Origin of the sequence: Paenibacillus alkaliterrae, from assembly GCF_021532375.1 — a bacterium.
GTDB lineage: Bacteria > Bacillota > Bacilli > Paenibacillales > Paenibacillaceae > Pristimantibacillus > Pristimantibacillus alkaliterrae.
Genome location: NZ_JAKGAP010000014.1, coordinates 1 through 13,575 on the forward strand (window position 1 = coordinate 1; position 13,575 = coordinate 13,575).

A 13,575-nucleotide genomic window follows, 5' to 3' on the forward strand; every position below is an offset into this window, starting at 1 on the left:
ATACGGGATTTGTTCTTGTCCGGAACGCTTCCTAGTATAGCAAGTGGCGCTTTTTTGCTCAAAGCTCAAATTACTTCATTACAGGAATGGCTCCTTGTCCTTTTAAACGCATAAAAAAAAGCACACCCCTAAACGCATCAAGCGCCATGGAGTGTGCTTCACTCGGAATATTGAACTAGCCTAAAGTATATACTAGAACGGCATCTTCGACAAATCCGCCGGATTTTGCAAATCAATAAGCACCGCATGGTCAGCTTGCGAGACGACGCCCTCCGCCTCCAGCAGCCATAGCAGCTGTGTACCGTCCAGTTCTTTTGAATGAGACCGTTTACCGCCCTTCTTGCCCGATACAGAAACGCCATCCTTTGGATGCACCTTCACCCCGCTGCCGTCCTTGGCCAATCGGTCAACAATCGTCTTCGTTTCTTCGTTTACCCCTTGATCTACGATCGTCAGCCTAACATCCGTCCCCATCCGCCGCGAAAATGAAAACATCGAACGAACATACCATTCTATGTTGTTCTGCTTATCATCAGCGACCAGCACATAATGCTTGCCGGACTCCTTCTTTCCCTTGCGTGCCCGGTAAGCCAGATGCACCGACAATGCTGCCAAAGCATAACAGCCAATAATTAGAAATAGAATCTCTAACATGGCGGTCACCTCCTCTTTGTGACACTATATGCCGCGAAGCGCCCACTGGTTCCGTCAAAATAGGACAAGAAGACGAATTGTACGTTCTCCGCCAACCGCCATCCTTAGCTTAACCCGGCGTCTCCGGCGCCGCCTCAAAGGCAGCCCCGGAGACTTTTTCATCCTTGCTCCACTATCCCTTCTGCTCAGTAACGATAGCCTGCAATCGTTTATCCCGTCCACTCAACATTCTATCCTCTTCGAACCGCCATTTTTTCCTTCCTGAGTTAAGGGGATAGTGGAGCAAAGAAATTAAAAAGCACTTTCCCGCCTTAAAAAAATCCATAATCAGCCACAAACCGCAATAAATGAACGCCCTCCCACAGTCCAAAAAAAAATCCCGCATCAACCGATACGGGATTTTTCGTTATATGTAAAACGCAGCAAATCTGCAAGGCCGTTACAGCGTAACCCAGCCATATTTGATCGATTGAATGACGGCCTGCGTGCGGTCGTCGACCTCCATTTTTTGCAAAATGCTGCTGACATGGTTCTTAACGGTTTTCTCGCTGATGAACAGGAACTCTCCGATAAGCTTATTGCTCTTGCCCTCTGCCATAAGCCGCAAAACCTCTGCCTCCCGGCGCGTCAACGGACTCTCATCGCCCGCAACGAACTTCACGCCCGGCTCTTGAGCCGCAGCCGCACCCGATACGATGCCCATCTCATCCAAATATGTCATACGGCGAAGCTGATTAATCAGCTTGCCCGTTACCTTCGGATGAATGTAGGCATGGCCTTGAACGACGGAGCGAATAGCATTAATAAGCGATTCCGCCTCCATGTCCTTCAGCAGGTAGCCTGTCGCACCCTTGCGCAGTGTTTCGAACACATAGCTCTCATCGTCATGAATCGACAAAATAATAACCTTCACGTCCGGAAACATGTTCTTCAAACGCTCGGTCGTGGCTACGCCGTTCTCGATCGGCATATTGATGTCCATCAATACGATTTCCGGAATAATATGATTGCAAAATTCTAATACTTGAATGCCGTCTCCGCATTCGCCAATGACTTCCAGATCGTCTTCCATATTCAGAATACGCTTGAGTCCTTCACGAAACAGCTGATGGTCATCCGCCAGTAAAATTTTAATGGTTTGCGTACTGCTTGCAGGTTTCTGGATTATCATTATCTTACTCCTTTCTAGATTCGGAAGTTGTTGGAATATCTATCATAATCTTCGTCCCTTGTCCGGGATTTGAGTCTATATCCATCCTTCCTTCGATCAGCTCGATACGTTCTCTCATCCCCACCAGTCCAAAATGCGTGTTGTTTCCCGCGTCCTGCTCAATCCAATCGCTGCGAAAGCCAACGCCGTTGTCCTGTATGACGAGAGAGATATGCTCGGGCCGAAAGTTGATTTCGAGAATGATGTGGGAAGCGCTCGCATGCTTATATGCATTGGTGAAAGCTTCCTGTACCAGGCGGAAAATCGCCGCTTCCATCGCAGACGGCATTCGGGCTTCCCTACCGGTAAGTTCGAATACGGTATGTATTTTTGTTTTCTCTTCGAAATCCTGCGTAAATTTGCGAAGCGTCGGCACAAGCCCCAGATCATCCAACGCCATCGGACGCAAATTAAATATAATTTTGCGTATTTCCTCCAGCCCGGAACGAACCTGTCCCTTCAAATCTACTAATTCTTCCTGTACCATCACAAATTCCTGCTTGATCAGCATACGTTCCGCAATTTCTGTGCGCAGGACGATATTGGCAAGCGACTGCGCGGGACCATCGTGAATTTCTCTGGCGATCCGTTTACGCTCTTCCTCTTGAGCCAAAATAATCTTCAGGCCTAGCAGGTGTCTTGTCTTGGCCGATTCCAAAATGCGGGTAACCTGGTTCAGATCCCCTGCCAAATATTCAAGCACGACATTGATTTGCGAAGCAATCGTTTCAGCCCGTTCAATGGAATTCTCGACATTGCGGACGCGCTTCTGCAAATCGTCCCGACGCGCTTTCAGGTAAGATTCCTTCTCGCGGTAAACCATGAGATCGAGCTGGATTTGCGTTGCTTTCTCATACGCCGTCTTGATATCCTCTTCCTTGTACTTCACGAAATCCCGGCTTACTTCCGTTAAGCGAATGCGCGCGCGGCGATAGTCCTGCTCAAGCTGATCCACTTTATCGATCGTCTTCATCGTTTCCTGAAGGACGTTCTCCAGCTCCTGCTCAAGCGAATCCAGCTCCGTGCGCGCAGATTCGCATATCTCATATATTTGATATTTACTGTCTTCCATGACGGCGATGGCATTTTTAATTATTCGATTAATATCGACTGTAAGGTGGTCCACAACAGATCGGCAACCTTTCTCTATTTAAAGGTTAATCTATTATATCATACCACACTTTGGTCAGGATTCGTCCATCGTTAATCGATGGTAATCTTTTTCGTTTTGCCGTCGTACCCAACTTTGAGTCCAAGCTTCTCAGAGAACAAGCGGATTGGGATTAACGTTCGGCTATTTCGAATAATCGGCGCTACTTCAGACGTATGAAGGGTGCCGTTCAGGTTGAGATCCTTTTGGCCAATCGTCATTTCCATCATGATATTGCCGCGGAGCACAGTCACCTGACCCTTCTTCCCGTCATAGAGCAGCCTTCCTCCCATCGCATCCGAAACGAATCGAATCGGTACGTAGGTCACTCCGTTTAATAGAATCGGTGCGGAATCCAGCTTAAACGACTTGCCGTTAAGCGTGGCCGTCGTATTGCCAACGTTCATTTCGATCTTGGCATTCGTATCGGTAGCAGCTGTCGGCGAATACTGCAGCTTCATATTATCGAGTGCGATCGCGCCCGCTGCCGCCCGTTCATCCTGGACTTCAGGAAGCGTAACGACGTAAACCCGCTTCAGCTTCACCGGAAATTTCATGCCGTCTGAAGATAAATTCACCTTGACCGTCTTCCAACCGTCCCAATCCAGCTGTTTGGCAAGGTTCAGTAAATAAGCTTTTCCGTTCGCATCCAGAAACTCTGCCCGAACCCAATTCAAGCTGTTGTCGCTATACAGATCGACCGTCATGGAGATGGGCGCTCCCGGCAAGGTACGGCCGTTTGAACCAAATGCAGCATAGGACGCTTTCGTGCCCGTGCCGTTCGTGAAATCGTAATCAAGCTGCAATGCCCGCGGAGATGGTTGCTCCGGGAGATCCGATACCAGCTTCACTCTGCCTTTCGTTTCGGCAGGCGTCACCTCCGAGGTGATCGCGTAGGTCGATTTCTCGAAATCCTCGAACGTCATGACCGTTTCGCCCTGCGTGAACGGAATCATCGCCGCATAACCGTCGTAACGGGCAATCGCGTAGCCCGTGCTTACGCCGGCGTCAACCGATTCCACCGTCAGGCTGTCGCCCTCTTGAACGGCCGTAAATCCGATGAACTGCCACTCGACGGAGTCGCCGCTAAGCTTATACGAATTGCCATTCTTAAGCTTGACTGTAAGCGGTACGGCTGTTGTAGCGCCTTTGGACAGCGAGCCAACTGCGTTATCAATGGTTAGCGAAGCGATCTGATCCTTCCCGACTACCTCTACCTCGTACTGCGTCGAGATCGCGCCCGATTTAACGCTGAGCGACGTTTTGCCGGCTTTGGCCGCCGTAAACGTATTGCCCTCGAAGGTACCGACAGCCTTCGTGCTGCTCCATACCGCGGATGTATTGTCCACGGCGATTGGATTGTAGTAGGTGTCGTAGCTACGCAAGGAGTAGGACGCTTGCTGCCCGATGAAAAGCACTTTGGAGCCGCTCACCGAAATGCCCTTCAGCTGGCCTTCCGGCGCGGACGTGAATACGCCGATGCCGTTCGCTACGCTGCGCTGCGTCGTCCCGTATTGCGTCGGATGCGCAAGCTGGAGCCAGGTCGTTCCGAGAGGACGCTCAACCATCGTCGTGGAGCCTCCGCCGTCGAGGTTTACGCCCTTGTCGACGCCAAGCTGAACCATAATCTGCTGCAGCTCCTTCAGATTCAAACCCGTATTGCCGCCGTTCCGCTCGCTCGTGATCAAATATACCTTCGTGCCGTCCTTCGAATATCCGACTCCTGAACGCGACGTGTACGAAGAGCCGCTAACACCCGCAACATCGCGAGAGTATGCGCTTGCCGCCCCGTTATTTACGAGCAGCGTATGGCCGCCCGCCAGCATTTCCAGGGAAGCGGGGTCTACCTTCACTTTCGTCGTTTGCGAAACGAGGGAATAGTCGGCGACAAGGGGCTCTCCGACCTTCAAATGCTCCTTCACATAAGCAGCCGCTGTTCCATGCGTACGCAGAATGTAGCCGTCGGCCGGCACTTGGCCGGGAATCGCCTCATTGATCGAGATGGCCTCGATCACGCCGTTTCGAACGAATACCTCTGTCGGCTTGGTGAAGGAATTTTTCGGTCTTTCCGCACCTCCCCAAGCGCTTGTGTAAATGTACATCACATTCACATGGCTATATTGGGCGCCGTTCGTTTCCGGATAGTAGGCCGATTGATTAACGCCCTCCAGCGGGAATGTCGAACCGTCCGCTGCCGTGACCAGGCCTTCGAACGTATAATGGTCGATTGACGGCTTGCGGTCCTTCGACACGGAGAAGGCATACATGCCCGTGAGGCTTGCCGGACTGGACATGATCATGCTTCCCGAAACCTGTGCGCCCAGAGGCGCCCCTTCGGTGCCCATAACGAACACGTCGGCATTGATCGCCGCTACCGCTCCGTTTTCCTTGCTCATGTTCAGAATGCTGTTCACTTGCCCGATACTATTATTTTTACCGCTGATCACGTTTAAGGATACGTACGGATTTGTTAAATCCACTTCTATGACATGAACATCGGTCTGGACCTTGGAGCTGCCCCGCGTCGTGTGCCAGACATAATCGAGCCGCTTTGCTCCTGCCGTGACGAATGCCTGCTCCTTAAGCTTTAGCGCAGATGCACTCGCCGCGGCCGCATCCGCAGCCTCAATGACTGCCGTTTGCCAGCCGCTTGGCATGATGGAAGCGATTGGCTGTGCCAGCAAAGCACCTCCTAACAATACGACAATAACCCTTTTTCCGATACTTTCCGTCTTCCGTCCGATGCTGCTTTCAACCTTACCCATTATTGTAGTAACTCTCCCATCCTCTAATCTATTAGTTATAGACTACCAAATGGCTGGAAAAGTTACGGCCAATAAAAGAGAATGATCAATATTGCCCAGCTAATCACTTTTACCTATGTCCATTTACCTACAAAATAATCTCTATTCGCGCCGATACGGCTTGAATAGAGATTTTTAATTGGACGTTATGGAGACATGAACTTCGCCTTCTGCAGCAAACGCATGAGCATGACCGCGCCCTCCGCCCTCGTCGCATTCGTCAGCGGACTGACCGTCGCCGAGGTCTTGCCATTGATGATGCCGAGATATACCGCTTTCGCGACATCCGTCTGTGCATAGGAGCCGATTTTGCCCCGATCCTTAAATGTTTGCAAATAAGAGGCGGCCGATTGCGGAAGCTGGACGTTTAGACCCGCCGCCGCGGCGGCTCTCATCAACATGACAGCCATTTCCTGACGGGTAATCAGGCTGTTTGGTTTAAAGGTGCCGTCGGTATTGCCCATCACAATTCCGGCTGATGATGCCGATCCGATGTATACCCCCATCGCCGTGTTTGCGTTCACGTCCTTGAACTTGGCTGCGGCCGTCTTATTGCCGCCAAGACCCAGCCCTTTTGCTATATATGCCGCAAACTCGCCGCGCGTAATCGCCTTCTGCGGCTCAAACCTCGACGCCGTTCGGCCTTCGACAATAAATTTGCGCGCCAGCGTATGGATCGTGCTTGCCGCCCAGTGTGAGGATACGTCCGCAAAGCTTGACGTATTCCTGATCAGCGCGTACGAGCTGTTTCCTTGGCGCTTAAAGGTCGCGACCGTCTTGCCTGCGCTGGTCGTGAATTCGGTCGGCACATAGGACAAACCGCCTGTCTGCGGATCAAACCATACGACGGCCGACTGGCTGGCATCTATCGTCTGATAATTTTGGATCGTACGCGACACATAACCGTTAAATTCGTTATACGGCTTCTGTACTGTGCCATTAACGGCTGTTACATCGAAATGATAAGGTCCTGCCAGAAGCTGAGAGTTCGAGCTGCTAATTTTCGCGTTGAGATTGTTCGTCAGCGCAGACAGGCCTTGATCAATCCGTATAAGCAGCTGGCCCGAATCGCTGTACCCGTTCAGCAGAGTTTGAATATCCGTGAAATCCTTCGCATTCAGCTGCAGCTCGTAAGTGGAATCCCCATACTGAACCGCAAAGACCGAATTCGCATTCAAGCGGTACGCGTTATCGAGCGTGCCGATTGAAATCGCTACGATAGCTGCGCGTTCGGTTGACGGCACTTTAAAGACTACGCGCGGATTCGGCAAGCCCGCTGTACGGGCCGTCTGGTATGCCGTAAGCACCCTATCGCTCATCACCGTGTAACGGTTGGCCTGAACGCCCGCCGGGGATACGTCGGTGGACGTCGTCGCCGTTGTCGTCTTCAAGCCGATGCCGCCGCCGTCGCCTGCTTCATAATCGCCGGACAACCCGTCCAGAATCGTCGTTTGATTCGCGACGCCAATATTGGCGAAGCTATTAACGGTCGCTCCATTATTTGTGCGCAAGCCGGAAGACGTGGAATAGTAGGTGACATAAACCATATCGCCTATGGATACAGGAGACGCAAGCGTCATCGCGACAGAATTCCCGCTGATGGAAACGCTGGATACCGTTCTCATCGTTTCATTCACCTTGACGAAAAACTGCACGGTCGAAGGCACATAACCGCTATTCAGACTTTCGCCAAAGTTAAGGGTCAATACGCTTCCTTTTACAATCGCTCCGTATATCGTGCCCGTCTGTCCGCCGCCGCTTCCGCCGGTGCTTCCGCCCGAGGAGACATGGTTAAAGGAAGGAGCCGGATTTCCTGACAGGTCAATCACCAGCGTGGTCGAGGCCAAGTAGGATACCGTGACAACCTCTCCTGATGCGACGGCTGACGACAATGTCAGGAATACCCCGTTGCCTGACACCTGGACCTGCACGACAGAGCGCGCAATATTATTGATCAATACGCTGTATTGTCCGACTGAAGGCACGCTTGCCGTATTTAAAATCTTATTATACGTCAGCGTAACGACAGAACCGCTCGCGGTTACCGATTGCAGGCTAGGCGCACTGGTGTCCGGTACGCTGTACAGGTTGTAGTTCGTAATCGCGTTCAAATAATTGCCCGCCATATCCCGCAGCGCGTAAGAGCCTGGCGAATAGGACACCTTGATGTTCTGATAATTTTGGATCGTGCCGCTTACCGTAAGCAGCACGCTATTGCCTGTGCTCGAGATCGACGTTGCGCTATAGTTAACCCCGCCGATATTAACCGTAAATTGCAAATACGCATTGCTGCTGACAGGAGCCAGATCCTTGCTGAAAACTAACGTAATCGCGCTGCCCGAAGCGGTCCCGCTAACTAATATGGGCAGCGTATTATCCTGCGCGCCCGTCACTTCCTGAAGACTGACGCTCGCCGCTTCATTCGCGGAAAGGTCCTGAATAAGTCCGGGCGTCGTTTTGGAATAGGACAGCTCAACCTGCTGCCCCGCAACAATCGGGCTCATAAGCGTAAGCAGGACGGACTCGCCTCGAATCTGGATGCCGCTTACGGCACGCGGCGCTCCGTTAACCGTCACATAGAAGCTTCCCGTTGAAGGGATCACGTCAGCATTCAAAGCCTCGTTATAGAACATCGTAATCGTCGAACCGCTCCATTGAAGCTTGCTGAGCACCGGCGCAGCCGTGTCGGAGCCAAACGTCCGGAACGTCCATTGGTATTCATTCAATATGCCCGCGAATGCGTTATCGGCCATATCTGTGACCGCGTTCGCGTCCATATATACGTAGTAGGCCGTATTAGAGATTAAAGGCATATTTGGCGTAATGTTTATCTTCCTGTTATCGGAGCTGTCTACCGAATAGCTGCCGGCTACAATGCCTGCGGAACCTCCGCTGGCCGGGATGAACCTGATCGAGTTGACGGTCGAGCCTGCCCCAATCTTAACCGGCTCGCTGAACGTAGCGGAGAAGGTACTGCTCAGCCCGACTAATGTCGCATTATTCAAAGGATTCAATAAGGTAAGCGTTGGACTGATCGTATCCTGCGTCACAGTAAATGACCATGTACCGGTGGATGACATGCCTCCGTAGTAATTGCCAACGGCATCCCGAATGACACGGTTTCCTATCTTTACATAATATTTCGTATTATTGACGAAAGCTTTCGCTGCCTCGCCGCTAACCGCTTTGTTCGCATCAATCGTAAGCTGATTCGTACCCCCGCCCGCCACTCGCTCCGATATGACCGGTATCGATCGGAATAGCGCATTCGTGGAGACTTCCCTAATTTCAATCTCACCGCTGCTCGGGAACACCGGCTCACTAAATGTGATTTGCAGCAAAGCGTTTTTACTTGCGACGACTGCGTTATTCGCAGGAGAATAAGCCGTCGCGTACGGCGCGGAACTATCATTTCCATAACCGGTAGTGAAATTCCAAACCGTCGCGCTCGATATGCCGTGATACCATAGATTCGTATCAGTAGACTGCGTAAAAGCTCCCGCATCGATTAAAACATAATAAGCCGTATTCGCCTCAAAAGGAACGGACGGCGAAACGACCGCCTGACTATTCGTTACGGCAACGCGCGGCGATGTTGCAAGAAAGCTTTCAAAAAGCGTATTATTGCCGACTCTTCTTATTTCGATATTTTTGCCCGGACGCGCCTGTACGTTCTGGTCGAACGTAATCGTAAGCGGCGAGCTTATCGGCACGGAAGTCGCATTATCCGCCGGCGAGAACGGTGCATTCACATTCACGGGCGCTCTCGCGGTCGTAAAGGTCCAAGAAGAACCCTGATACAGATTGCCAGCCGCATCCTGAAATGCGGTACCCGGAATTGTCACCGTATAATCCGTTTCCGGCTGAAGCACTGCCGGCGGCGTTATGACAATGGTTGAAGTGCCGCTGCCTGTCACTGCGCTCGACGTAACGGCTATCGACCGATTATCCTCCAAGGAGGTTATTTGAATAATACCGCCCGCGACATACACCGGTTCATCGAACGTCATTTCAATCGGCGCCGTAATCGATATATTACCGCCTGCAGGCTGTCTGTTCGTATGGAATGGTCTTGTTGTGTCCACCTGAGTCACTGTACGGAAATTCCATTCGCTTGCATTGTCTATTCCGGCATAGCTTGCACCGTTGGACACATTGACGAAAGCTCCCTCATCAACCAAGATGTAATAGTTCGTATTCAGTTCCAATCTTCTCGCCGCAGTTGTCTTATCAAGGACAATTCTAGCCGCGCGCTCATTATCCTCAAGAATGACCCGGCTGGTTGATACATCGATGCTTTCAAGCACCCTGTTCGATCCGTATTCAACAATGGACACGAAGGCCGAGCCGGTGCCTTTTCTAATGCTTTCATCAAAAGTTATTTTCAAATCCGTATTTATGGGCACATTAATCAAATCATCGGCTGGACTTAGGCTAAGCTTTACCGGACCTGCCGGAGCAGCTGCTGCATCCTGAAGTCCAGCAGACCATCCAGACAAGCTAGTTTGAAGCAACAGCATGACGGCGATGAACAAGGACAGCTTGCTGGTACGATTCATTTCATTTCACTCCTCAAAAAATTACACCTGTACTTTATTTGTCGGCTTCCGTGCATGAAAAATTTAGGTTAAACCTCTTTTTTGTGTCGAATGATTGGATTGCTGGTTGCTGGTGGATGGAAGAACGTTTACTGCTGCTTGCTATTTACATGCTGGTGTGGTGGAGTGAGGTAACTATACTAATTAGTGAGGGCAATCTCACTGCTAATAGGGGTTTATTGCTGCTTAGCGGGATTAATGAGTTAAACCTCATTCCCCATGAAGGCAGCTTCACGGCGTATGAGGTTTAACTCACTATTTGGTGCGAGCTTGTCCGAGGTAGCGTCTGAAGTGAGGTTAGCTTCATTAATCAGTGAGGTTGCTTCGTAATTTGCTTCAGAGTGCTGGAGTAGGATGGCGGAAATGGCGGTGAGGGAATACGATCTGCAGGTTGTTTGAAGCTTACTAACAATAAAAGCCCTGCCTCCTGCGGGGAGCGGGCTTAAGTTTTCCTATTTGATCGATCTAGTACCTAATCAATCCTTAAACTGTGGGTAGAGGCGTTTTAGTTTGATTCTTGCTTCATTGGTGGTAAACTGCCAGTCAACACCCTTCTGGGACTGGTTGCGGGAATGCTCCCATGCGGACAACTCGTCAGCTAATTCTGCAAGAGAAGGAATTCGACGGCCCAAACATTGGCTCGTCATCACGCTAAGTTCAATCTCAGCAATATTAAGCCAACTGCCATGTTTAGGCGTGTAATGAATCTCCAAGCGTTTGGCTAAGCGGCGGGCCGTTTCAGGTTCAAAAGCCTGATAGAGAGAGGCTATAGAATGCGTGTTCAAATTGTCCATAACGAGCTTGATTTTTGGAGCTTGCGGATAATGTACCTCCAGTAATTCTCGAACTTGCTCCGCCCAATCGATCCGGGTCCGCCGTTCACTTACCGCTACATGGCGCCAACCCGCTAAAGGTTCCGTGAAGATGAAGATGCTGCACGTCCCGTTGCGGACGTACTCGCTGTCCTCGCGCAGAGGCTTGGCTGGTTTCATTGGAATAGGTTGTCTGGCTTCATCCAGTAATTGATAGGGTTTTTCGTCCATGCAAATGACGGGACAGTCGGGATCATAAGGCTGTTGATACACATCCAGTACATCTTCCATGGCTGCGACAAACGCAGCATTCTGTTCAGGTGGAATACACCAGCATTTACGAAGGTGGGGTTTAAGTTCGTTTTTTTAAAACTTGCCTTACCGACTCATGCGAGATACTATCAATGTATTTAAGTTCTACCGCCCGATCTGCCAGTAAATCCAGCGTCCATCTGCTTCTGCCTGTCGGAGGCGTACTACAACTGAGTGCAATGATCTTGGCCTCCACTTCGCCCGTTACTTTGGGAGCAACGGGCGGCGTTACTCGTTGTTTTCGCCCGATCGCTGCCTCCCACCCTTGCTTCACATAGGCTTTTCGAGTGGTATGAACTGTGTTGACATGGACCTGCATTCGTTCAGCGATTTCTTGTTCTTTAAGTGTGCCGCCCGGACGGTTTTCGTCGGCAGCTAGCAGGATATGAGCGCGTCGGATGGCGCGGGCTGATGATTTTCCTTTCGAAATAACGGCTTGTAAGCTCGTTTGTTCTTCAATCGACAAACGGACTGGGTATTTTATAGGACGCATCGTTATATTCCTCTTTTTGGCATTATCATACCATATCTAGCCATTCTCTACTATTAGTTTTGAGAGACTACTAGTTAATCCTCTTAATTCACGAATATGACTCTCTTGCTCCAATGAACGAACCGCTAGAGCTCCTACTATCTTTTCTTGGCGTGCTAGGCCTCTCTTCAATTCTGAGATTTCTTCTATAATCCTATGAAAATCATGGTCTAAAACCTCCGGCTGTGTGATCGTTTCTTCCTGTCGATCTCGAATTGCCGTAGCAATCTGTTTGATCTCACTCAATCCTGATTCTAGCCCACCAATATTAGCTGCTATTTCCTTTAAACCTAATTCAAAGCCTTCGAATTTTTGTAGTAGTAAATCTATCTTCTCCTCGCGCATCTTTCAACCTCCTAATATAAATATAACAATCAGACTCAGTCATTGCCATATTTAATAGTAACTATCCCAGTTACTTGGAAACCCCATTTTATTCAACACATCTGTCACATTTACCGATGTGATTCTAGACTTATAAGTTTCGAACAATTTTCTTAGACGTCTTACGAGCGACTTATGATCTTCTTTACTAATTACTAGCTTTAGAAAAGAAACCACTGTGAATACATTGCCTTTGAGCAAATATGAATTATTTATGTTTAAATGGTTCGATAATTGTGCACTTTTTGCTGGCTTATGAATGTTGTAGCTATATAAGCGTTCCTCATGCGCACAAACATTTCTGAAATATGTGACTGTTTTTAATACATTCATCAAATCATCAGCAGTGAATTGGACTCTGAGTTTATAAGTTCTATTAAATGGCACTGCGAAATCCTTAGCAATACTGTTTTGTAAAGAAGGGTCTAAACAATCATAAAAATATTGAATATTCCCAACTGTTAAATAGTTTACCAAAACCCAGATTGGTACTCCCTTATGACAGTCCAAATAGTGCTTAATCGGACCATTTCGATCAGCATTTTTTGAAATAAGGTTCGAGATGGTAGCAATTAGTTGTAGTATCTTCTTTAGTTTATCAGAATTCCTTGAGTAGCTGGCCATTTGCAAATAGGCATTAGGATCTTCATATTTTTCTGAAAAGCGATAGGATATCTTTGACTTCACACTACTCTCAAATTTTAATAAATATTCAATGAGTATGTTTCGCAACTCACGATCAAAACAGAATAAGTGATGAATCTCCTCAAATGTAACACCGATTTTGAAATGTTCCGGAGAAACCAATTTCTTGGTATTGTCCAATTGGAGAAATATGTCCTTATACCCGTTGATCAAGGAATAGTAATTTTCGGTTTCCAGTATTCTTATTGCTCTGGCTCCGTTGTTAATGACTAGTCCTCTTGCCCTTAATATTTTTAATTGTTGTCTAAACGTTTTGAATGGTTTCATAATAACCTTCCTAAAATAAAAATAGCCCAGTCCTCGTAAGGAACATGGGCCTGATCACTTAAGATCATTTTATTTTATGCAAAGGGATATGTCAATATGCTTATTTTTTTGAAATTTATTCTAAAAGCAACTTGTTCTTAAACAAAT

At 49.0% G+C, this 13,575-nt stretch carries 8 protein-coding genes; all 8 read right to left on the reverse strand.

Going from position 1 to position 13,575, the window contains the following annotated elements:
- Positions 1-192: 192 nt before the first annotated feature.
- A complete protein-coding gene (locus L1N85_RS07845; protein ID WP_235236861.1) occupies positions 193-654 on the reverse strand; it encodes a hypothetical protein in 462 nt (153 codons plus the stop codon).
- A gap of 439 nt (positions 655-1,093) precedes the next feature.
- On the reverse strand, positions 1,094-1,825 hold the full coding sequence (locus L1N85_RS07850; protein ID WP_235236863.1) for a response regulator: 732 nt from the start codon (positions 1,823-1,825) through the stop codon (positions 1,094-1,096).
- Between the two features lie 4 nt (positions 1,826-1,829).
- A complete protein-coding gene (locus L1N85_RS07855; protein ID WP_328285181.1) occupies positions 1,830-2,990 on the reverse strand; it encodes a sensor histidine kinase in 1,161 nt (386 codons plus the stop codon).
- Between the two features lie 77 nt (positions 2,991-3,067).
- A complete protein-coding gene (locus tag L1N85_RS07860) occupies positions 3,068-5,779 on the reverse strand; it encodes a stalk domain-containing protein (RefSeq protein ID WP_235236864.1) in 2,712 nt (903 codons plus the stop codon).
- Positions 5,780-5,964: 185 nt separating this feature from the next.
- On the reverse strand, positions 5,965-10,377 hold the full coding sequence (locus L1N85_RS07865; protein WP_235236866.1) for an Ig-like domain-containing protein: 4,413 nt from the start codon (positions 10,375-10,377) through the stop codon (positions 5,965-5,967).
- Between the two features lie 515 nt (positions 10,378-10,892).
- A protein-coding gene (locus L1N85_RS07870) for an IS630 family transposase (RefSeq protein ID WP_235236868.1) occupies positions 10,893-12,033 on the reverse strand; the annotation gives its coding sequence in 2 pieces (ribosomal slippage) (positions 10,893-11,595 and positions 11,594-12,033; 1,143 coding nt in all).
- Between the two features lie 36 nt (positions 12,034-12,069).
- On the reverse strand, positions 12,070-12,417 hold the full coding sequence (locus L1N85_RS07875; protein ID WP_235236870.1) for a hypothetical protein: 348 nt from the start codon (positions 12,415-12,417) through the stop codon (positions 12,070-12,072).
- Positions 12,418-12,468: 51 nt separating this feature from the next.
- Positions 12,469-13,428, reverse strand: coding sequence for an Abi family protein (locus L1N85_RS07880; protein ID WP_235236872.1), 960 nt, complete (start codon positions 13,426-13,428; stop codon positions 12,469-12,471).
- Positions 13,429-13,575 lie beyond the last annotated feature (147 nt).